Source organism: uncultured Roseovarius sp. (assembly GCF_947489715.1).
In the GTDB taxonomy this organism is placed as follows: Bacteria; Pseudomonadota; Alphaproteobacteria; order Rhodobacterales; family Rhodobacteraceae; genus Roseovarius.
This window is the reverse complement of the sequence record NZ_CANLER010000009.1, coordinates 88,009-108,901: the sequence shown is the minus strand read 5'-3', so window position 1 is coordinate 108,901 and position 20,893 is coordinate 88,009. Positions and strand designations below refer to the sequence as shown.

Below are 20,893 nucleotides of genomic sequence, written 5' to 3'. Positions count from 1 at the left end.
GCGCAAGCACAGCGAATTCAACCTTTGTCCACTTACCTTCATTCATCGATGACCGCCCCGGGCGCTTAATGAACGTCCATCACCCAGATTTCACAAAAGAACTCAGGCTCGGTTGTTGGCAACATTTGAAAGGAGTCACCACGGCATTTGACTGAAATCTTTCCCGCTGCTTCAAGCTCCGAAAGAACCTCCGCATAGCCACATTCCACCCACGGATCAGGGACGACGGCAAAGATGACATGACCGCCCGGGCGAACAATTCGGGCAAATTCCCGCAGACTGGCGCAGGGCATCTGAGAGGTTGTTCCGCAGGTTATGACGCAATCTATCGACCCGTTTTCAAAACTGGTCGGACGGCTAAGATCGCATTGGCGAACGGTCTCGTAGACCTGCTTCTTGCGGGCCACGTCCAGCATCCCCTCGGAATAATCAACTGCAATAAGTCGATGAAAACCCGCTTCCTTAAGTGCCTGCCCGACCAGACCAGTGCCGGCCCCGGCATCCAGAATAAGCGCGTCCTTTTCCAGAATCCGTGTTGCGACTTTGGTCGCCTCATATGGGACAAGATAATCCTCGTAAGAACCAACGTCGCCGTCGTAATCCTGTGCCCAAAGATCATAGCGGCGGCGCATTTCCTGATTGGTCTCTGCGCGAATGACCCAATCCACCCGCGCAGATTTGGTGTCGGGCAACTCGTTTCTGTCCATAATGACTATCCTTGCAAATGCGTTCACCAAATCCCGAAAACCGGTCCATCGGACGGTATAGGCTCTTGGCGGCGGCCCAACAACTCTCGGTTATCCATCAGGCCGGACTGCACAGGTGGCAACCGCCGCTTTGCCGGCTTCGCATTGATCTCCGATGCACCCGCCTCTCTTTCAAAGGCCGCGCACAGGTCAAAGATTTTTCTAAGACCGGATGAGGCTTCACCCCGGACGCCACCTGCCCCGGTGCCTGCTGACACCCGAGCATTTCGTCAAAATCGCCCCGGTTTATTGCGTCCGCTCTGTTAACCGCACGAAACACCGCTTTCGACACCGACGTAATACCGACAAAATACCGACGTTATACCGATTTTGATTTTTAAGCGTTTTCAGCGCGTTAACCCCGATTCTCCCGGATCAGCTGAATGCCGGGACTTTCGACAGGCAATCAACGCCGCTCAACTGCCACGATAGGTGGCATATCCGAAGGGCGATAGAAGCAGTGGCACGTGGTAATGCGCGGCCTCCGACATCCCAAAGCGCAACGGCACGATATCCAGAAACTTGGGCTCCTCGGGCGGCACACCCACCGCGTCCAGATACGCCCCGGCGTGGAACACCAACTCGTAGGTCCCGGTCTGGAATTCGGCTTCGGGCAGAATCTGCTCATCGGTGCGACCGTCATCATTGGTGGTCAGCGTACGCAGATGTTCACGGGCCTCGCCGTCGATCCGGAAAAGCTCGATCTTCAAACCCTCCGCCGGGCACCCCCGGGCGGTGTCCAGAACGTGTGTTGTCAGATATCCGGCCATGGTCTGCCCCCTGCACATATGTGTCGTCATTCAAGCGTTCCGCCCTTATTGCCGCGTTTGAACATGCGGGAACATGGGTTTCTTTCAAATAACTCTTTCAAGTAATTTTAGAAAGCTATTCGCATTGTTTTGTTCTAGAAAGAAATCAAAGGACAACCGGTCGGATGGGAGCCGTTTTTCGGGCAAATCCCTGCCTTTCGACCAGAAAACCGGAGGCATGCAAATGAAACGCTATCCCCGCAACCTGCGCGGATATGGGCAAAACGCCCCCGATCCCAAATGGCCGGATCAGGCAAAGATCGCTGTGCAATTTGTACTGAATTACGAGGAAGGCGGCGAGAATAACATACTGCATGGAGATGCGGCGTCCGAGGCGTTTTTGTCAGACATTCCCGGCACGGCCCCGTGGCCAGGTCAACGCCACTGGAACATGGAATCCATCTATGAATACGGGGCCCGCGCAGGGTTCTGGCGCCTGCATCGCCTATTCACCGGCGCCGATATTCCGGTGACAATCTATGGCGTCGCCAGCGCCTTGGCACGCAATCCCGAACAGGTTCAGGCGATGAAAGACGCCGGTTGGGAGGTCGCCAGCCACGGGCTGAAATGGGTTGAACACAAAGACATGCCCGAAGCCGACGAGCGCGCCGCCATCGCCGAGGCCGTGCGCCTTCATACTGAGGTTGTGGGAATGCCGCCGCGCGGATGGTACACCGGCCGGTGCAGCGCCAATACGGTACGTCTGGTCGCCGAACAGGGCGGGTTCGACTATATCTCGGACACCTATGATGACGACCTGCCCCACTGGATCGAGGTCGGTGAACGCAACCAGCTGATCATCCCCTATACACTCGAAGCCAACGACATGCGCTTTGCAACAAGCCCAGGCTGGATCACCGGCGAACAGTTCTTTCTTTATCTCAAAGACGCCTTCGATACGCTCTACGCCGAAGGGATGGATGGACAGGCCAAAATGATGTCCATCGGGCTGCATTGCCGCCTGATCGGACGGCCTGGAAAGATTGCAAGCCTCAAACGATTCATTGAATACATCCAAGGGTTTGACGGCGTCTGGTGCCCCCGCAGGATCGACATTGCCGAACACTGGGCCACATATCACACCCCGGCGCGTTTCGACCGTCCAAGCCAGATGGAAAGATCGGCATTTGTCGACCAGTTCGGCGGCATTTTCGAACATTCTCCCTGGATCGCCGAACGCGCCTTTGATCTGGAGCTTGGCGCCGCACATGACTGCGCCGCCGGTGTTCACAACGCGCTCTGCCGCATCTTCCGTACCGCAACCAACGACGAACGCCTTAGCGTCTTGATTGCCCACCCCGACCTTGCGGGCAAGCTGGCTGCGGCGGGCAAGCTCACTGCTGAAAGCACCTCGGAACAAGCTGGCGCAGGCCTTGACCTGCTGATCGACGCGGAACGTGAAACCTTCCAAGGCCTCAACGCGCAATATGTCGAGAAACATGGTTTCCCCTTCATCATCGCTGTACGCGATAACGACAAGGCGTCGATCAAAGCCGCGTTCGAACAGCGGATCAGCAACGATTCCGAAACCGAATTTGCTCAGGCCTGCCGACAGGTCGAACGCATTGCGCAACTTCGACTTCAGGACATGTTGCCATGACAAAGAAAAACCTGACGGTCAGCCCTTTGACGACAGACGCTTTTGCGCCCTACGGAGACGTCATCGAAGCGCGTGGCGAGCCAACGAAACTGATAAACCAGGGCATGTGCGGACGGCATCATGATCTGGCGAAACTGGATTTCTCTGACGGCCGGGCCGGGATCAGCCTTTTCGATGCCAAGGCCCGCCACTTGCCGCACCTTGTTGATATGGTCGAGCGTCACCCGGACGGAAGTCAGGCCTTCATGCCAATCTCCCAGGTGCAATTCCTGGTGGTTGTCGCGGATGATGACGCCGGAAAACCCATCAATCTCAAGGCCTTCGTGACGGCACCGGGGCAGTGTATCAACCTGCATCGCGGCGTATGGCATGGCGTGCTGGCCCCGATCGAGGCACCCGGACAGTTTGCCGTGGTGGACCGGATCGGCGACGGATCGAACCTGGAAGAACATTGGTTTGATGACCCTTACATCGTCGAGGCGCTATAGATGTAGGTCACATCCTACACATACCGCCGATTTTTCAGCAGGGAGTGGAGGAGACACCTATGACTGACACGTCAATCGGAACACCGGCGCAGCTGCGCGACCCGGATTATTTTCCTGGCCTTGGCCGCGCGATACCTTTGGGCATCCAACACGTTCTGGCGATGTTCGTCTCAAACGTGACACCGGCGATTATCGTGGCCGGGGCGGCAGGGTTTGGCTTTGGTTCCAATTCGCCTGATTTCCCCGAGCTTCTTTACCTGATCCAGATGTCGATGCTGTTTGCCGGTATTGCGACACTGTTGCAGACAATCACCCTGGGGCCTGTTGGGGCGGCCTTACCGATTGTGCAGGGCACCTCGTTTGCCTTCTTGCCGATCATGATCCCGCTTGTTGCGGGCAAGGGCGTTGACGGGCTGGCCGCACTCTTCACTGGCGTCATCCTTGGCGGCCTTTTCCATGCGGTGCTGGGTGCCTTTATTGGTAAGATCCGCTTTGCTCTTCCACCGCTGGTCACGGGACTGGTTGTTACAATGATCGGCCTGGCGTTGGTCAAGGTCGGAATCCAATACGCCGCTGGCGGGGTTCCGGCAAAACTGCAAGGCGCGGCTGAATATGGATCGTTGCTCAACTGGTCAGCGGCACTCGTAGTGATTTTCATCACCCTCGGCCTCAAGTTTTTTGCCCGTGGCATGCTGTCGATCTCAGCCGTTCTGATCGGTTTGGTTGCTGGTTATTTCTACGCGCTTCTTGTTGGCATTCTAAGCTTTGATACCATCGCCAGTTCGTGGTCTGGTGCCGCCGCTTTCGCCCTGCCCACACCGTTCAAATACGGCTTCGAAATCTCCGCCGCTGCTCTTATCGGGTTCAGCCTGATGGCATTTGTCTCGGCCGTGGAAACCGTCGGCGACGTGTCAGGCATCACCAAGGGCGGTGCGGGCCGCGAGGCCACGGATAAGGAAATCGAGGGGGCGACCTATGCCGACGGACTGGGGTCAGCGCTGGCCGGATGCTTTGGCGCGTTTCCGAACACGTCTTTCAGTCAGAACGTCGGCCTGATCGCCATGACCGGTGTGATGAGCCGCCACGTCGTTACCTGTGGAGCGATCTTTTTGATCATCTGCGGGCTGATCCCAAAAGTCGGTGGAGTGATCCGTACCGTGCCGATCGAAGTGCTGGGCGGCGGGGTTATCGTGATGTTCGGCATGGTCGTGGCCGCCGGTATCTCGATGCTATCGGACGTGGATTGGAACCGTCGCAACATGGTGATCTTCGCCATCGCGCTCAGCATCGGGTTGGGGCTGCAACTGGAACCTGATGCTGTGCAATATCTGCCGGACACCTTGCGTATCCTGATGACATCAGGCCTTTTGCCAGCGGCTTTCGTCGCCATCGCACTAAACCTTATCTTGCCCGAGGAACTGGCGGGTGAGTCGACCGAGGAAGTCTCTGGCGGGATGGCCGGACATGGCAAGGGATCTTTGCCGCAGGACGATAACTGATCACAAAAAAACGCGGGAACCAGGAAAGAAAAGCAAGAAGGGCGGTTTTGCCGCCCTTCTTTTGTGTCAGGCATCGCGTACCGGGCTGGGTTCTTCCATCGGTAGGTTGGTATTCTCCAACTCGCCCTCCTTGTGGAAGATCGGGTAGATGAACAGGAACGCCGCCGCGATCAGATACCCCATGCTGATGGCGCTGAGTTCGGGCCAATGCAGGCTGGCACCGTGGATGATCCCGAACATCGCCATGACCGACGCCGCAAGAGCAAAGCCACCGGCATTGCGGAAATCACCATCAATGATGCTGGCAACAATCGCACCCCAGATTAGCCCTGTCAGGATCGCCCCTTGGGACAGCGCCAGATGGCCGCTGTAATGTGCACCTTGCTGTAGCAATGCGGCAGTCAGCGCCGGATCACCAAGCTGGGGCATGCCTTCGATGCCCGACGCCCCAAGCGCACCCATCAATGATCCCCATTTGATCACCAGAAAGGCCGACACATGCGGCATCATCGCAATCGTAACAGCCGCCATATGGTCGGTCTTGACCGAATGCGCAGTGTTGGTGATCAAGCTGAGCGCCACGAAAACCAGCACCGGTGCAGCAGCCGCCACAGGGATCAGGTTGTTGAGGAACGCAAGCAGGCCGAAAAAGGCGGCTATGGGGATGACCAGGCCTACACCAATGACATAACCCGCATGTGCCCCCATACGCTTATAGGCCGGGTGCCCGATATAGGCGGTCGTTGGAAAGGGTGACCCAAAGATCGCCCCGATCATGGTGCCCGCACCGTCCGTCACCTGGCACAGTGCCACGGGGTAATGATCGCCTGCCGCCTCGGCACTTTCGACGTTATTCATGGTTTCGATGAAGTTGTAGATTTGCACTGGCACCAGCACGAGGAACAACTCGGGGTTCGCAAAAAGGTGCTGGATACCCGCAATAAGGTCACCGAAATAGGGCAGAGGCGGATAGAATCCGACGCCTTCAAAACTGAAGGACGCTTTGCCGATTACCAGCGCGACCAATGTGCCAACCCCGAGGGCCAGCAAACCAGCCGGAATGTTGTATGGCAAACGGAAACGGCCCACGAGCCCCCAGAGGATGATGATCATCGAAGCGAAGCCGACGAACGGATCTTCGAAAATCGTGGCCAGAGGCACGGTGCCGATGAATACCAGCGCAATACCGCAAAGCGTGCCCAGCATGCCGGCCCGTGGTGTGACTCTTTTCAGGAATGGCCCGATGATAGCGCCAAGCCCCGCGACGATACCGCCCATGAAGCCCGCACCGATGCCGACTTGCCACGCCAGCATCGCATCTTGTGTCGACCAGTAAATCGGCCCGATCACACCAAAAAGATAAACGAACATCACCGGTGTCGAGATCCCATAGGGCAAGGCCGTGACATCCCTGCCCTCTTTCTCGGCCACGCGTTTGGCAAGCCAGGTGTAGACGATGACACCCGCCAGAATGGCCACCGCAGCACCGGGCACGATCCGGCCAAAAACGATCTCGGCGGGCATCTGGAAAACGAATTGGCAGATGCCCGAAAGCACGATCAGGTTGATCAGGTTGTCGGTGAAAAGTGCCCAGAACGCGCTGAAGTCATTGCGCGCAAATAGTCTGTAGGAATAGCTCCCTTCCTGCATAGCAGGTCTCCTCTAGATTGGGTGGCCGGATCGGTGATCTCCCTCATCACCGGTCGGATCCGACCAGGTCCTTACCTTGCGTCGTGCAAGGCTTTTGCCGCCAAAGGGGCGGAATTCTCTGTGTCGCATGTCAGCGCTGTCATCACTTCGGCTACGACGAAGGCTGCGATGATTTCGGGGCGTTTATCGCTGCTTCCATTCACACCAATTGGGCAGGTTAACCCGTCGATGGTTTGCCCTTCGCAATGATCACGGCACCAGTTGCGGAATTTCACCCGCTTGGTGGCCGATCCGATCATCCCGACATAAGCAGCATCACCGCGCGACAGCGCCTGCGCCGTCAGCAGAAAATCCAGCGCATGATCATGGGTCAACACGATGAAGGCACTGCCGCTTGGCGCGGCTTCAATTTCTGCTTCCTGAAGCGCGGAATTGCGACGCTCAACCGCCGCGGTACAAAGCGCCAACTCCTCTGCCCGCGTGTCCGAAAGGATCGTACGCACCGGTAATTGCGCAAATAACCCCGCCAAGGCACGACCAACATGACCCGCCCCCATGATATAGACATGCGGCAAGGCGTTATCTGCGCATTCTGCCTCAGATAATGCCATGTCCCGGTCAGCTCGGCTCATACGGCTTATTTCCACCGCGACCCGCCCCCCACAGCACTGTCCGATTTCGGGCCCAAGCGGCACATCTTTTGTGGCCTTTTCATATCCCTTGGCCAGTAACGCGCGGGCCTCATCAATCATCATGTATTCCAGCTGCCCACCGCCAATCGTGCCCAGCGTCTCATTCAAGCCCACAAACATCTCAGTTCCGGAGTTGCGCGGCGCAGACCCGCGCACATGTACCAAACGCACCAACGCTACCTGTGTGTTTCGCTCAAGAAAGTCCTTCAATGGCAAGGCAGAACTCATGACGCCCCCCTCCCTTTCAACCGTTCAACCGCCATCAACACACATTCAGGTGTTGCGGGTGCATCCAATCGCGGGCATTCGCGGTAATCCGCCACGCTGGCAACGGCCATCGACAGTGATTCGAAGACGGATATTCCCAGCATGAAGGGCGGTTCCCCCACGGCCTTAGAGCGTTTGATCGTCATCTCACGGTTTTCAGACCAGTCCGCCAGCTTGACGTTGAAAATCCGAGGTCGGTCGGACGCCAGCGGGATCTTGTAGGTCGAGGGTGCATGGGTTCTGAGCCGCCCGGCATCATTCCACCAAAGCTCTTCGGTCGTCAGCCAGCCCATGCCCTGAATGAACGCGCCTTCAACCTGTCCCTTGTCCAAAACCGGGTTAAGCGAACGCCCCACATCGTGCAGGATATCTGTGCGCAACACCCGGTATTCACCGGTAAGCGTGTCAATCTCGACCTCGGAACAGGCGGCACCATAGGCGTAGTAATAAAACGGCCGCCCCTTGCCCGAGGCACGATCCCAATGGATCTTGGGCGTCTTGTAGAACCCCGCAGCCGACAGATGCACCCGTGCCATATAGGCTTGCTTGATGAAGTCGTTGAAGGCGATCACTTCGTCGCGGATTTGCACCCGATTGGGCAGGAACCGCACCTCTGATGGTTCAGCCTGCCAGCGTTCAATCGCGAAATCGACCAGCCGCGCCTTGATCTGTTCCGCCGCGTCCAGTGCGGCCATCCCGTTCAGGTCCGACCCGCTTGAGGCCGCCGTAGCCGAGGTATTGGGTACTTTCTCGGTCGTGGTGCCGGTGATCTTGATCCGGTCGACATCCACCTGGAATGTGTCCGCCACCACCTGCGCCACCTTGGTGTTGAGGCCCTGCCCCATCTCGGTGCCGCCGTGGTTTAGATGAATTGAACCGTCATTATAGACATGTACCAAAGCGCCCGCCTGATTATACCAGGTGGCGGTGAAAGAGATGCCGAATTTCACAGGCGTCAGTGCGATGCCCCGACGGATGACGCCACCCTTGGCATTCTGATCCAGAACCGCCGCACGACGCGCCTGATAGTCAGCGCTCGCTTCCAGTTCCTCAACGACACGACCAATGATGTTGTCTTCGACCTTCTGGTGATAAGGCGTCAGGTTACGGCCGTCGCCGCTGTAGAAATTGGCCTTGCGCACCTCCAGCGTGTCCTTGCCAAGCGCATAGGCGACCTCTTCGATGATCCGTTCAGCCGCGATCACCCCCTGTGGTCCGCCGAACCCGCGAAAGGCAGTATTGGAGACCGTGTTCGTCTTCATCGGGTGGCTTTCCAGCCGCACATGGGGATAGAAATAAGCGTTATCCGCGTGAAACAACGCGCGGTCCGTCACCGGGCCGGAGAGGTCAGATGAAAAACCGCAGCGCGCGGCAAAGCTGCCATCGACAGCCTGGATGCGACCGTCATCGTCAAAGCCTATATCGTAGTCGATGACGAAATCGTGCCGTTTACCGGTGGCGGTCATGTCCTGATCGCGGTCAGGGCGTATCTTGACCGCACGCCCCCATTTCTTGGCCGCAATCGCCGCAACCGCGCAAAAGAGGTTCATCTGGCTTTCCTTGCCGCCAAACCCGCCGCCCATGCGCCGCACATTAACCGTCACCGCATTGGACGGCACACCCAGAACATGGGCCACCATATGTTGCGCCTCGCTGGGGTGCTGGGTCGAGCAATGAACGATCACGTCATCATCTTCACCGGGAATGGCAAAAGCGATATGGCCTTCAAGATACATGTGATCCTGACCACCCACGACCAACCGCCCGGCAATCCGGTGTTCAGCCGCATCCAGTGCCGGCCCGGCATCGCCACGCGACAGGGTCAGCGGATCGGTGATATGGGGGTATCCGGCCTCCTGCGCAGCGACGGCATCAAGTGCGTGTGGCAGCGTTTCATAATCAATCTTCGCCAATTCCGCTGCGCGTCGCGCCATATCGCGGGTCTCGGCGATTACGGCAAACAGGGGTTGGCCGTTGAACTCCACCTTGTCGGTCGGGAAAACCGGTTCGTCATTACGCCCGGTCGGGCTGATATCGTTATGGCCGGGGATGTCTTCGGCGGTCAGCACACCCACAACACCCGGAACCGCGAGGACGGAGGAGAGGTCCATATTGCGGATCCGGGCGTGGGTCTCGGTTGAAACACCGAGATAGGCGTGGAGCGTGCCAACAGGTTCGCCGATGTCGTCGGTGTAAGTGGCTCTGCCCGTGACATGTTTGATTGCACTGTCATGTTGCAGGTCGGTGTGGACCGCGCCGTGGATTGTGGTTTCGTCTTTCATCATGACCTCCCTCACGCGCTCAGCCGGACAGACAGATCAGCGGCACCATCATGTTCCAGAAAGAAGCGGCGCAAGAGGTTTTGCGCCGCGCGCATACGGTAATTGGATGACGCCCGCCAGTCGGACAGCGGGGCGAAATCCCTTGGCAGCGCTTCGGCTGCGGTGTCAAACGTTGCTTCGCTCCAGGGTTGGCCAACCAGTGCAGCCTCCGCACTTGCCGCGCGTTTCGGCGTGGCCGCCATTCCGCCAAATACCACGCGTGCTTCAGAAATCCGGTCGCCCTCAACCTTCACACTGATACCGACAGCCACCGAGGAGATATCCTCGTCCCGGCGCTTGGAAATTTTATAGGCCGCATCAAGCTGACCTGAATGAGGAAGCGGAATACGGATGCTCTCGACAAATTCGCCAGCGGCGCGATCCTGCTTGCCATAATCGACGAAAAAATCTTCCAGCAGCAGGGTGCGTCGGTCACTGCCCCGGCGCAATGTAACCTCGGCACCAAGAGCGATCAGTACCGGTGGGGTGTCACCAATGGGCGATCCGTTGGCGATATTCCCGCCAATCGTGCCCATGTTGCGGACCTGCCATCCGGCGATCCGGTTCCAGTAGTCGCTCAGAAAGGGGAAGTGTTTTGCAACCAACGGCCCAAATTCGGAATAGGTCACACCAGCACCGATTATCATGTGAGTTTCGCCAATTTTTGTGGTTTTCAGATCATCCAGGTGGCCAATGAAGATCGCGGGGCTTATCGGACGCAGAAATTTGGTGACCCACAATCCGACATCCGTGGCACCTGCGACGATCGTGGCATCCGGATGCTCAACAAGAAGCGCTGCGAAATCATCCGCATTCGCGGGAAGAATGGCCCGGTTGTCCTTCGGACCAGTCACAACACGGCTGCCATCGCGAAGTGCTTTAAGCATTGAAGTGTTATGGCTGCGCTCCCGGTTCAGATGATCCGAGGCCGGTGTGCCATGTTGGCTGACAGCCTGAGCGGCGCGAATAATTGGCTCATATCCGGTGCACCGGCACAGGTTGCCTTGCAATGCGGTTTCGATTTCTCTCTCACTGGGGTCAGATATTTCCATCCACAGCGCATAGAGCGACATCACGAAACCCGGCGTACAAAATCCACATTGACTACCGTGATGCTCGACCATCGCCTGCTGAACCGGATGCAGCCGCCCCTCCGGACCGACAAGATGTTCGACAGTTACGATATGGCATCCATCCAGTGACGCCAGAAAGCGGATACAGGCGTTGACCGCCTCGTATTTCAGAACACCGTCATGCAAGCGTCCCACCAAGATCGTGCAAGCACCACAATCGCCTTCGGCGCATCCCTCCTTGGTACCGGTCAGGCGCTGATCCAGCCGCAGGTAATCCAGCAATGTCTGAGAGGCACTGACATTCGCCACTGACTTCTCTGTGTCATTCAGAACGAATCGAATTTCGTGGCGCGTTTCCATCAGGCCTCCTCCTGCGTGATGTTTTTTGCAATTTCTTCTAAAGACTACCGCAATTTACTATCAATGAATACGGTCGGAGTCGGCAAATACTTTATACGCTACGTTGAAAATAGAAGGTGATTGCTGTCTAATTGATGCGTCCAACATAAGCCGTCACGCGTGGAGAAAACTCATGCCCTACATTGAAAGCTTACGCGTTTTTACCCGTGTCCTTGAACTCGGCAGCATTACATCGGGTGGGCGTGATTTACGGCTGACGCCCGCCGTCGCCAGCAAGCGTATCAAAGAGCTTGAGAAACGCCTGGGCGTCCGTCTTTTCAACCGTACAACGCGAACGATTACACCAACCGAGGTTGGGCGCGTTTTCTATGATGAAGCAAAGAAAGTGCTGGGCTCACTTGATGATGCAGAATCCGCAGTTGCCAACTTCTCCGATAAGCCACGCGGCGTGATCCGGGTGACCGCACCGTTGAGCGTGGGCCGTCGCATCATCGCGCCATTGGTGCCGCAGTTTGTAAAAGCGTTCCCGGAAACACAGGTACAGATGCGATTGTCAGATCGGGCGATAGACATTTTGGCAGAGCGCTTGGATGTGGCTTTCTTCGTCGGAACGCCAAAAGAGTCAAATCTGAAACTGAAGAAATTGGCGGAATGCGATCGGGTTTTATGCGCCGCACCCAGCTACCTTGACCGTCATGGCACGCCCGAAACGCCCGGTGACCTTATGAGTGACGATCATAACTGCCTGCTACTCCGCTATCCCCGGTCACCCGAATATTTCTGGGTGCTGGATACTGAAGACGGTCCCAAAAAACTGGATGTCGCCGGGAAATTCGATGCTGACGATTCTGACGTGCTGACGCAATGGGCGCTCGACGGGCATGGCATCGCGAACAAACCGCGCTTTGACGTGGCGCATCATCTGGCAGCGGGCACGCTGATCGAAATTTTGCCCGACACACCCCCGATGCCCTCGCTCTTCGGCTGCCTCTATCCGCATCGCAAGTTGCAGGACCCGAAGATTCGGCATTTCGTGGACTTCATGGGCGCACAAAGCCGAAAGATGTTGGATCTTGCCGTCTAGAAGTCAACTTCGACTGCAATGCCCTTTTCGACAGCGCGTTTCACCACCGCATCGGCGACGGCCAAGTCCTGCAAACCTACACCTGTGCCATCAAATAGGGTGATTTCGTTATCCGAGCTGCGCCCCGGATGATCACCGTTGATTACGGCACCTATTTCATTGACCTGGTTTTTTGTGATCAAACCAGCCGCGATTGCATGCTGGCATTCACCAATACTGATGGATTGCGCGATTTCGTCGGTAAAAACCGTTGCCCGAGCCACAAGTGCAGCCTCCACCTCTTGCTTGCCCTTGGTATCGGTGCCCATGCAGGCAATATGCGTGCCACCCGTGACATCTGCGTCCCTCAGGATGGGGTCAAAACTGGACGTGATGGAAATGATGACATCGGCCTCTGCCCCCAATTGGTCCAATTCGACTTTCTCGAAGGGTAGTCCGGCTTCGCTGGCCACATCCTCCAAGCGGCTCAGCATTTCGGGATGGTAGTTCCAGCCAATCACCTTTTCAAAGGTGCGTTGCTCTAATGCAGCGCGCAACTGGAAAGCAGACTGATGTCCCGCGCCGATCATGCCGATCACGCGCGCGTCTTTCGGGGCGAGGTGTGAGATTGAGACCGACGAAGCCGCCGCCGTCCGCAAAGCGGTCAGTAAATTTCCACCAACAACGGCGCGGCACCTTCCGGTGTCAGCATCGAACAAGAACACCGTGGATTGGTGATTGGTCAATCCTTTGCCCTCGTTTCCAGGCCAATATCCTCCTGATTTCAAACCCAGATTAAGTCCATCTCGGTCAAAGCCGGACTTGAAGCCATAAAGCGCATCGGCATGGCCTATCGCCTCGCGGATCACCGGAAAGTTGCAGGCCGAGCGTTTCGACATGGACGCGAACACCTGCTCGACAGCGTTGAAACTATCCTCACGCGAAACCAGGTCGGCGATGGCGCCTTCGGGGACAATATACATATTCACCTCTTTGAAAAAAACGGCGAGAGCGGCCACGCCTGCCCTCGCCAGTTCAGGAAGAAATCAGTAAGCCTTACCACGCGCTGAAACCGGCCAGAGTGTTTCGACCTTGCCGTTGCGCACGCCCACATACCAATCATGGACGTTGCAGGTTGGATCGCAGTGACCGGGCACAAGGTGCAGCTTGTCGTTGACTTTGAGGACACCTTTGGGATCAGCGACGACGCCGTGTTCGTCCGAGCACTTCAGATACTCCACATCATCACGACCAAAGACAGTCGGTAGACCGCTATCAACGGATTGCGCCTTGAGACCTGCGTCAACTATGGCCTTGTCAGCCTTGGCGTGACTCATAACCGTAGTCAGGATGAAAAGCGCATTCTCCCATTCGCCCTCATCAATTCGCTTGCCATCCTTATCTAGAATACGCCCATAGTCGGCGTCCATGAAGGCGTAGGAACCGCATTGCAATTCGTTGTAAACCCCTGAACCACCTTCGAAATAATACGATCCAGTGCCACCGCCACCAACTATGTCACATTCCAGCCCCTGTGCCTTGAGGCCCTGTACCGCATCCGCTACCTGCGCAATGGCGATATCGAGTTTCTCTTGACGATCCTCGAATTTGTCCATGTGTTGCATGGCACCCTGATAGGCCTGAATACCGCTGAACTTCAGCCCTTGAGCGGCGTCTATGAGCTTGGCGATATTCACAACTTCTTGCGTGGTCACAACACCGCAACGCCCGGCGCCGCAGTCGATCTCGACCAGGCATTCGATTTCGGTGCCGTGTTTCTGCGCCGCTGCGGACAGGTCAGCCACGTTCGCCGGGTCATCGACACAGACCAGCGTCCGGGCACTCAATTTGGGCAGGCGTGCCAGGCGATCTATCTTGGCCGGATCGGTCACCTGATTGGATACCAAAACGTCCTTGATACCGCCACGGGCGAAAACCTCGGCCTCAGAGACTTTCTGACAGCACACACCGCAACTGCCGCCCAACTTTTCTTGCAACAGCGCTACATCGACCGATTTATGCATTTTTCCATGCACTCGGTGGCGCATACCGTGCGCCTTGGCCCAGGCACCCATCTTCGTAATGTTCCGCTCAAGCGCGTCCAGATCCAATACCAGCGCAGGTGTCTGTATATCGGCTGCATCCATCCCCGGCAGGGCCGGAACATCGTAGCCCACTTCGAGTTTCGAGATATCGGTTTGTGCGTTCATCGTCCTTTTCCTCTTCTCAATTAGCTGTTCATCCAGGGCAGTTTGTCCAGATCGACATTGCCACCGGTGATGATGACGCCAACGCGTTTGCCCGCGAAGACGTCACGATTCTTCAGAATGGTCGCCAACGGCACCGCCGATGAGGGCTCCATCACGATCTTCATCCGCTTCCAGATCAGTTTCATCGCATCCACGATCTCATCCTCGGTCGCGGTCAAAATATCGGTCACGTGGTTTGACACGAAATGCCAAGTCAAATCCTTGAGCGGAACTTTCAACCCGTCGGCCACGGTCACCGGCGCATCATCTGCAATGATGTGACCCGCCTTGAAGCTGCGATAGGCATCATCGGCCTGTTCCGGCTCCGCGGCATAAATTTCAACGCTCGGCGCTAGGTTCGAAAGCGTCAGACAGGTGCCCGAAACCATTCCCCCACCGCCGATGGGCGCAATCACAGCATCAAGCTTTTTGACTTGTTCATACAGCTCTTTCGAACATGTGCCCTGTCCCGCGATCACCCGAGGATCGTTGTAGGGATGCACGAACTCTGCCCCTGTTTCAGCGACTACCTCGGCAAAAACTGCCTCGCGACTTGTTGTCGAGGGTTCGCATTCCACAACGTGCCCGCCATATCCGCGCACGGCGTCCTTCTTGGCCTGAGGCGCAGTGTGCGGCATGACGACAGTACACGGGATACCGCGACGCCCGGCTGCATAGGAAAGGCAGGTGCCGTGATTGCCGCTGGAATGCGTGGCGACGCCCTTGGCGGCCTGCTCGTCATTTAGACCAAACACCGCATTGGATGCTCCGCGCGCCTTGAATGCACCCGCCTTTTGCAGGTTTTCACATTTGAAAAACAGCTCTGCCCCGGACAGCTCATTGATGAATTGCGAGGTCAGCACTGGCGTGCGGTGGACATAGGGTTTGATCCGCCCCTCTGCCGCCAGCATGTCTTCGATTGTCGGGATATACATCGTTTCGAAATCCTTCATCACGCCGCTTTCTGCAAAGCAGTGCCCGCATGGGAGCGATAATAGTCCTGCGCTGCCGCAACGCCTGAACCCAATTGGATATCAAGGCCAAGATCGACCATCACCATTTCAGCCGTAGCGATCCCCGAAAGCGCGAGAACGTCGGTCAACTGACCCAGATGTCCGATGCGGAAAACCTTGCCCGCAACCTCACCCAACCCAACCCCGAAAGCGACGCCGTATTTCTTGTCGGCATGTGTCACGATATCCGTGGCGTCGAAGCCATCGGGCGTGCGAATGGCGCTGACGGTGTCCGAATAGAGTTCGGGGCTTTGCGCACAAAGCTCCAGCCCCCAAGCTTCGGTTGCTGCACGTACACCTTCTGCGATGCGATGATGGCGGGCAAAAACGTTTTCAAGCCCTTCCGCCAGCAGCATTTCAGTGGCCATTTTCAGGCCGTTCAGCAAACCAACTGCCGGGGTGTAGGGATAAGCATTTGCGGCATACCCTTTCGCCATATCGCGGATATCGAAAAAGGTACGCGGTAGCGTCGCATTTTCTACTGCCGCCATCGCCTTGGGTGAGAATGCGATAATCGCCAGTCCCGCTGGCAGCATGAAACCTTTCTGGCTGCCGGTCACGGCAATATCTACACTCCATTCGTCCATGCGAAAATCCATTGACGCGATGGAAGACACGCCATCGACAAAAAGCAGCGCGGGGTGGCCAGCAGCATCCAATGCGCGGCGCACGGCGGCAATGTCGGATTTCACACCGGTCGCCGTCTCGTTATGAGTGGCCAGAACGACCTTGATCTTATGCTCTTTATCGCCGCTCAGGATCTCCTCGTAGCGATCAGCAGGCAAACCCTGGCCCCAAGGGGTCTCGACGATTTCGACCTCTAGTCCATGACGTTGGCACATGTCGATCCAACGGTGCGAAAACATCCCGTTGCGTGCTGCAAGAACCGTATCCCCGGGGGAAAGGGTATTCGACAACGCAGTCTCCCAACCACCTGTGCCGGTAGACGGAAAAACAAAAACCTCCGCAGTTTCGCTTTTCAGGATTTTCTTAACACCCGACAAGGCCGGATGCAGGATTTCTCCGAAAACAGGCGACCGGTGGTCGATTGTCGGCATGTACACTGCTTTGCGCAATTCCTCTGGCATATTCGTCGGGCCAGGTATGAAGACGGGATTCTGAAAGCTCATTTCGGTGCCCTCCTGTGGCGAGTCCGAAGAAACTTAACCCATGCAGCATCGTCAGGAAATTTTTTTGAAAAAATTTTTCACTTTTATCAAGACTACTTTTATATTATATATTTCATCAACTTATGTTTTTTCACTAGTCAAAAGATATTTTCATAACTAAAAAAATATAGTAACATTTCTTCCCGAAGGATGCTAAAATGACCCAACAACCGCGCCGGAAAGGCCGCCCCAAAGGCTTTTATGCAAAGCCCGCCCAATCCACGATTCAGTCGCTGGATCGGGCGCTAGATGTGCTTGACCTCTTGGCAACGAGCACAGGGCTTACATTGACTGAAATTGCCACTGCGCTTGACCAATCCCCTGCAACGATCCACCGCGTGCTTGCAACGCTAGAGGCGCGCGACATTGTCGAAATGGACCCGCAAACCCAAAGCTGGCACATCGGCAGCGCGACCTACCGCCTTGGCTCGGCCTTTCTGCGCAGAAGTGGGGTGGTGGAACGCAGTCGCGCTGCAATGCGACGATTGATGGAACAGACCGGCGAGACATCAAACCTGGGGATAGAAATGAATGGGAACGTGATGTTCATCAGTCAGATCGAAACCAATGAGACCATTCGTGCCTTTTTTCCACCTGGTACAATATCGCCGATGCACGCCTCGGGTATCGGTAAGGCGCTTCTCAGTCGCTATTCGGAAGATCGCATTAATACGTTCGTGCATAATCAACACTTCGAAGTTTTCACCGCCAAAACAGTTGTAGCGCCCGATGCCTTAAAAGATGATTTGCGCGCCGCGCGCGACAAGGGCTGGGCTTTTGACAACGAGGAAAAGACAACCGGCATGCGTTGCGTTGCGGCACCCATCCTGAACACATTCGGCGAAGCCATTGCCGGGATTTCCGTTTCCGGGCCAACCAGCCGAATGTCCGAAGACAGGATCGAGGAAATCGCAAGGCTGGTCTGCGCCGCCGCAGATGAGGTTTCGCGCGGTATGGGTGCGCCGCCCATTTCCGAAGATTAACGTGCGGTCAAAGCCATGTGCCTGTTGACGTCCTTGTAGAGCAGATACCGAAACGGCCCGGGCCCACCTGCATAGCACGCTTGCGGGCAAAACGCGCGCAGCCACATGTAGTCGCCAGCTTCGACCTCGACCCAGTCCTGATTGAGCCGGTAAACCGCCTTGCCCTCCAACACATAGAGCCCGTGTTCCATGACATGGGTTTCTGCAAATGGAATAACCCCGCCCGGCTGAAACGTCACGATCGTTACGTGCATGTCGTGCCGCAAATCCACCGGGTCGACAAATCGTGTCGTGGCCCAGACACCATTGGTGTCCGGCATTGGTGTTGGGGTGATGTCATTTTCATTTGTGACGAAGGCGTCAGGCGCATCCAACCCCTCAACCGGTTGATAGGCTTTGCGAATCCAATGAAAGCGGGCAGCCAAATGACCATTGTTGCGCAACTTCCATTTCGTCATGGGCGACAGATAGGCATAGCCGCCGGTCTCCATTTGATGGGGCGTCCCGTCGATTGTCAGTGTGACAGCGCCCTCGACAACAAAGATGACCGCCTCTACCCCGGATTCGGTCTCTGGCCGTTCGCTGCCCCCACCCGGTTGCACTTCGGCGATATACTGCGAAAAGGTTTCAGCAAATCCGGACAGTGGGCGCGAAAGCACCCAAAATCGCGAGTCTTCCCAAAACGGCAAGAAGCTGGTGACGATATCACTGAACGTGCCCTTTGGTATCACCGCATAGGCGTCAGTAAAAACCGCCCGGTCTGTCAAAAGCTGCGTTTGCGGTGGCAGGCCGCCTGTTGGTGCGTAATAGGTGCGGTTGCTCATCTCAAAGCCTGCTCTTTAGGGACAATTCCTGATCAATAAGAGACCAAGCCGTGATGTGTTCCAACAGAATTCGTCACTTGTAAGTGCTGAAGGTTTCTCAGGATTTTTTTGAAAACCCCATTCTGTCGGCCTGACTCTGTCAACGTCTTGACCGAAGTCGAGAGGGCGTCGCACCAAATTGCCGTTTAATGGCCCGGGTAAGAGCTGCCGGGGATTCATAGCCGCAGCGCACCGCAATTTCGGCCACACCGAGGTTTGTCCCCTCAAGCATTTTGCGCGCTGACGCCAAGCGCAGATGGCGATAAACCGTGCCTGGCGGGGCCCCCAGACCAGCCCGAAACCGGCGATCCAAGGTGCGCGGCTGGCAAGAAAGGCGACCTGCAAGCGTCTCCAGCGGCAAAGGTCGCTCCAGATTGTCACGCATGACGCTCATCGCCCTTCGGACCAACGGATCGCGTACGGATTTCTGATCCCGGCTTATGCCGACGGGCGGATCTTTGTGTATAAAGAGCGCCTCGACATCCAATCGCGCGGCGATACCCTGATGGTCGCTGATCAGATCCAGCGTCAGATCTAGCGCCGACATGGCCCCGGCGCAGGTCATCATCGGGCCGTCTCGGGCAATTCGCGACTGTTCGGCTGCAACCTCAAGAAAATGCTCGGTAAATCCGTCCAGCAAATCCCAATGAACGGTTGCACGCCTGCCGTTCAGCAGCCCGGCCGAGGCCATCAACCAAGGCCCGGCGTCCAACCCCACGGTCACCTGCGCCAACTGCGATGCATGCCGCAAAGCCCGTCGGGTCACAGCAGTGTCATGCTTCTGGTGATCGTAGCTGGCTGTGACAAAAAGATAATCGCACGGGGTCAGCGCCGAAAGCGGTGCGTGTGGCAATACCTGCATCCCACTGGAAGACAGTACCGGCGCGCCGTCCGGCGTCAGAATTTGCCAGTCGAACGCCAGCGACAACGTTTGTGTATTCGCGGCCCGTAATGGTTCAAGACAATTCGCCAGACACAGGTTTGAAAACTGATCGAAGATCAGAAAGGCGATGCGCACAGGCGTTGGCGATGTTTTTGTCCATTCATGCATATTTTTTGACCGATACAGCAAACTATTTCCGGCTATCACGGCAGTACGCTTTCGCCAAGTTCTTATCAGGGAGACTCAGATGCCGCTTGCCATGAACCGAGAGGTTTTCATCACCTGCGCCGTTACTGGTTCGGGCTCCACCCAGGATCGTAGCCCCCATGTGCCACGTTCGCCCCAACAAATTGCTGACAGTGCGATCGCTGCGGCCAAGGCGGGGGCGGCGGTGGTGCATTGCCATGTGCGCGACCCGGAAACCGGGGTGCCGTCACGTGATCCCAAACTTTACCGTGAACTGACCGACCGTATCCGGGATGCCGAGGTGGATGTCGTGCTGAATCTGACGGCAGGCATGGGTGGCGACATGGTGTTTGGCGGCGTGGAAAAGCCTCTGCCCGTGGTGGAGGGCACCGACATGGTCGGCGCGACGGAGCGAATGGTGCATATCGCTGAATGTCTGCCGGAAATCTGCACGCTGGATTGCGGCACGATGAATTTTGCCGAAGCCGATTACGTGATGACCAACACGCCCGGCATGCTGACCGCCATGGGCAAGATGATGACTGATCTGGGTGTAAAGCCCGAGATTGAAGCCTTTGACACCGGCCATTTATGGTATGCAAAACAACTGGTTAGCGATGGCATTCTGGAACCCGATGCGCTGGTGCAGCTATGCATGGGTGTGCCGTGGGGGGCGCCGAATGACCTCAATACCTTCATGGCGATGGTCAATAATGTGCCCGCCGACTGGAACTGGTCGGCCTTCTCGCTGGGGCGCGACCAGATGGCTTATGTTGCTGCCTCGGTCCTGGCGGGGGGCAATGTGCGCGTCGGACTTGAGGATAACCTGATGCTGGATCGCGGCGTGCTGGCCGAAAACTGGCAACTGGTCGAGCGCGCCCGTGAGATCATCGAACGGCTGGGCGCGAAGGTCATCGGCCCCGAAGAAGTACGCCAGAAACTGCGCCTGACCAAACGCGCACCGGCATGAAAAACACCC

18 protein-coding genes are annotated in these 20,893 nt (G+C 56.7%); 6 read left to right on the top strand and 12 right to left on the bottom strand.

Features of this window, described 5'->3' with window-relative positions:
- Nucleotides 1–65: 65 nt before the first annotated feature.
- Together Q1B27_RS19710 and uraH are read right to left on the bottom strand one after the other, a co-directional pair.
- On the bottom strand, nt 66–707 hold the full coding sequence (locus Q1B27_RS19710) for a class I SAM-dependent methyltransferase (RefSeq protein WP_299850244.1): 642 nt from the start codon (nt 705–707) through the stop codon (nt 66–68).
- A gap of 455 nt (nt 708–1,162) precedes the next feature.
- Complete coding sequence (gene uraH / locus Q1B27_RS19705) at nt 1,163–1,516, bottom strand: hydroxyisourate hydrolase (protein ID WP_299850243.1); 354 nt, start codon at nt 1,514–1,516, stop codon at nt 1,163–1,165.
- Nucleotides 1,517–1,739: 223 nt separating this feature from the next.
- Here uraH and puuE point away from each other — a divergent pair, with 223 nt between their 5' ends.
- The 3 genes from puuE to Q1B27_RS19690 are packed head-to-tail and all read left to right on the top strand — an operon-like array spanning nt 1,740 to nt 5,142.
- Nucleotides 1,740–3,155: an allantoinase PuuE gene (gene puuE / locus Q1B27_RS19700; protein ID WP_299850242.1), complete on the top strand. Its 1,416-nt coding sequence runs from the start codon at nt 1,740–1,742 to the stop codon at nt 3,153–3,155.
- Nucleotides 3,152–3,643, top strand: a complete 492-nt coding sequence (locus Q1B27_RS19695) for an ureidoglycolate lyase (protein ID WP_299850241.1) — start codon at nt 3,152–3,154, stop codon at nt 3,641–3,643. The genes puuE and Q1B27_RS19695 overlap by 4 nt, the downstream gene beginning before the upstream one ends.
- Nucleotides 3,644–3,702: 59 nt before the next feature.
- Entirely contained in the window at nt 3,703–5,142 is a 1,440-nt protein-coding gene (locus tag Q1B27_RS19690) for a nucleobase:cation symporter-2 family protein (RefSeq protein ID WP_299850240.1), read from the top strand.
- 66 nt (nt 5,143–5,208) lie between these two features.
- On the opposite strand, the gene Q1B27_RS19685 is transcribed toward Q1B27_RS19690, so the two are convergent.
- From Q1B27_RS19685 to xdhA, 4 genes are all read right to left on the bottom strand, one after another.
- Entirely contained in the window at nt 5,209–6,792 is a 1,584-nt protein-coding gene (locus Q1B27_RS19685) for a xanthine/uracil/vitamin C permease (RefSeq protein ID WP_299850239.1), read from the bottom strand.
- 71 nt (nt 6,793–6,863) lie between these two features.
- Nucleotides 6,864–7,712 carry a xanthine dehydrogenase accessory protein XdhC gene (xdhC, locus tag Q1B27_RS19680; protein WP_299850238.1) on the bottom strand — a complete coding sequence of 283 codons (849 nt, stop codon included), beginning with the start codon at nt 7,710–7,712 and terminating at the stop codon, nt 6,864–6,866.
- Nucleotides 7,709–10,033 carry a xanthine dehydrogenase molybdopterin binding subunit gene (gene xdhB / locus Q1B27_RS19675; RefSeq protein ID WP_299850237.1) on the bottom strand — a complete coding sequence of 775 codons (2,325 nt, stop codon included), beginning with the start codon at nt 10,031–10,033 and terminating at the stop codon, nt 7,709–7,711. Before xdhB ends, xdhC begins: the two co-directional genes overlap by 4 nt.
- Nucleotides 10,034–10,044: 11 nt before the next feature.
- The gene (xdhA, locus tag Q1B27_RS19670) at nt 10,045–11,505 is read right to left on the bottom strand and encodes a xanthine dehydrogenase small subunit (RefSeq protein ID WP_299850236.1); all 1,461 of its coding nucleotides are present in this window, start codon (nt 11,503–11,505) and stop codon (nt 10,045–10,047) included.
- Nucleotides 11,506–11,677: 172 nt separating this feature from the next.
- Here xdhA and Q1B27_RS19665 point away from each other — a divergent pair, with 172 nt between their 5' ends.
- Nucleotides 11,678–12,589 (top strand): LysR family transcriptional regulator, encoded by a 912-nt coding sequence (locus Q1B27_RS19665; protein WP_299850234.1) that lies wholly within the window; start codon nt 11,678–11,680, stop codon nt 12,587–12,589.
- On the opposite strand, the gene bhcD is transcribed toward Q1B27_RS19665, so the two are convergent.
- The 4 genes from bhcD to bhcA all read right to left on the bottom strand — a co-directional run bounded on the left by bhcD (nt 12,586) and on the right by bhcA (nt 16,960).
- Nucleotides 12,586–13,551 carry an iminosuccinate reductase BhcD gene (bhcD, locus tag Q1B27_RS19660; RefSeq protein ID WP_299850232.1) on the bottom strand — a complete coding sequence of 322 codons (966 nt, stop codon included), beginning with the start codon at nt 13,549–13,551 and terminating at the stop codon, nt 12,586–12,588. The two genes, Q1B27_RS19665 and bhcD, sit on opposite strands and share 4 nt — an antisense overlap.
- 63 nt (nt 13,552–13,614) lie before the next feature.
- Complete coding sequence (gene bhcC, locus Q1B27_RS19655) at nt 13,615–14,778, bottom strand: 3-hydroxy-D-aspartate aldolase BhcC (RefSeq protein ID WP_299850230.1); 1,164 nt, start codon at nt 14,776–14,778, stop codon at nt 13,615–13,617.
- A 20-nt stretch (nt 14,779–14,798) separates the two neighbouring features.
- On the bottom strand, nt 14,799–15,770 hold the full coding sequence (gene bhcB / locus Q1B27_RS19650; RefSeq protein WP_299850228.1) for a beta-hydroxyaspartate dehydratase BhcB: 972 nt from the start codon (nt 15,768–15,770) through the stop codon (nt 14,799–14,801).
- Nucleotides 15,770–16,960, bottom strand: coding sequence for an L-aspartate--glyoxylate aminotransferase BhcA (bhcA, locus tag Q1B27_RS19645; RefSeq protein WP_299850226.1), 1,191 nt, complete (start codon nt 16,958–16,960; stop codon nt 15,770–15,772). The genes bhcB and bhcA overlap by 1 nt, the downstream gene beginning before the upstream one ends.
- 197 nt (nt 16,961–17,157) lie before the next feature.
- Here bhcA and bhcR point away from each other — a divergent pair, with 197 nt between their 5' ends.
- Complete coding sequence (gene bhcR / locus Q1B27_RS19640) at nt 17,158–17,982, top strand: HTH-type transcriptional regulator BhcR (RefSeq protein WP_299850223.1); 825 nt, start codon at nt 17,158–17,160, stop codon at nt 17,980–17,982.
- Here bhcR and Q1B27_RS19635 read toward each other — a convergent pair.
- Together Q1B27_RS19635 and Q1B27_RS19630 are read right to left on the bottom strand one after the other, a co-directional pair.
- The gene (locus tag Q1B27_RS19635; protein ID WP_299850220.1) at nt 17,979–18,806 is read right to left on the bottom strand and encodes a bifunctional allantoicase/(S)-ureidoglycine aminohydrolase; all 828 of its coding nucleotides are present in this window, start codon (nt 18,804–18,806) and stop codon (nt 17,979–17,981) included. The genes bhcR and Q1B27_RS19635 overlap by 4 nt on opposite strands.
- Before the next feature lie 139 nt (nt 18,807–18,945).
- Nucleotides 18,946–19,896: a GlxA family transcriptional regulator gene (locus Q1B27_RS19630; RefSeq protein WP_299850216.1), complete on the bottom strand. Its 951-nt coding sequence runs from the start codon at nt 19,894–19,896 to the stop codon at nt 18,946–18,948.
- A gap of 79 nt (nt 19,897–19,975) precedes the next feature.
- Between Q1B27_RS19630 and Q1B27_RS19625 the strand changes: the two genes are divergently transcribed.
- Nucleotides 19,976–20,884: a 3-keto-5-aminohexanoate cleavage protein gene (locus Q1B27_RS19625; RefSeq protein WP_299850213.1), complete on the top strand. Its 909-nt coding sequence runs from the start codon at nt 19,976–19,978 to the stop codon at nt 20,882–20,884.
- Nucleotides 20,885–20,893 lie beyond the last annotated feature (9 nt).

Coding starts and splice junctions, on each gene's coding strand:
- Q1B27_RS19710 (WP_299850244.1), bottom strand. CDS start 707: ATGGACAGAAACGAGTTGCCCGACACCAAATCTGCGCGGGTGGATTGG.
- uraH (WP_299850243.1), bottom strand. CDS start 1,516: ATGGCCGGATATCTGACAACACACGTTCTGGACACCGCCCGGGGGTGC.
- puuE (WP_299850242.1), top strand. CDS start 1,740: ATGAAACGCTATCCCCGCAACCTGCGCGGATATGGGCAAAACGCCCCC.
- Q1B27_RS19695 (WP_299850241.1), top strand. CDS start 3,152: ATGACAAAGAAAAACCTGACGGTCAGCCCTTTGACGACAGACGCTTTT.
- Q1B27_RS19690 (WP_299850240.1), top strand. CDS start 3,703: ATGACTGACACGTCAATCGGAACACCGGCGCAGCTGCGCGACCCGGAT.
- Q1B27_RS19685 (WP_299850239.1), bottom strand. CDS start 6,792: ATGCAGGAAGGGAGCTATTCCTACAGACTATTTGCGCGCAATGACTTC.
- xdhC (WP_299850238.1), bottom strand. CDS start 7,712: ATGAGTTCTGCCTTGCCATTGAAGGACTTTCTTGAGCGAAACACACAG.
- xdhB (WP_299850237.1), bottom strand. CDS start 10,033: ATGAAAGACGAAACCACAATCCACGGCGCGGTCCACACCGACCTGCAA.
- xdhA (WP_299850236.1), bottom strand. CDS start 11,505: ATGGAAACGCGCCACGAAATTCGATTCGTTCTGAATGACACAGAGAAG.
- Q1B27_RS19665 (WP_299850234.1), top strand. CDS start 11,678: ATGCCCTACATTGAAAGCTTACGCGTTTTTACCCGTGTCCTTGAACTC.
- bhcD (WP_299850232.1), bottom strand. CDS start 13,551: ATGTATATTGTCCCCGAAGGCGCCATCGCCGACCTGGTTTCGCGTGAG.
- bhcC (WP_299850230.1), bottom strand. CDS start 14,778: ATGAACGCACAAACCGATATCTCGAAACTCGAAGTGGGCTACGATGTT.
- bhcB (WP_299850228.1), bottom strand. CDS start 15,770: ATGAAGGATTTCGAAACGATGTATATCCCGACAATCGAAGACATGCTG.
- bhcA (WP_299850226.1), bottom strand. CDS start 16,960: ATGAGCTTTCAGAATCCCGTCTTCATACCTGGCCCGACGAATATGCCA.
- bhcR (WP_299850223.1), top strand. CDS start 17,158: ATGACCCAACAACCGCGCCGGAAAGGCCGCCCCAAAGGCTTTTATGCA.
- Q1B27_RS19635 (WP_299850220.1), bottom strand. CDS start 18,806: ATGAGCAACCGCACCTATTACGCACCAACAGGCGGCCTGCCACCGCAA.
- Q1B27_RS19630 (WP_299850216.1), bottom strand. CDS start 19,896: ATGCATGAATGGACAAAAACATCGCCAACGCCTGTGCGCATCGCCTTT.
- Q1B27_RS19625 (WP_299850213.1), top strand. CDS start 19,976: ATGCCGCTTGCCATGAACCGAGAGGTTTTCATCACCTGCGCCGTTACT.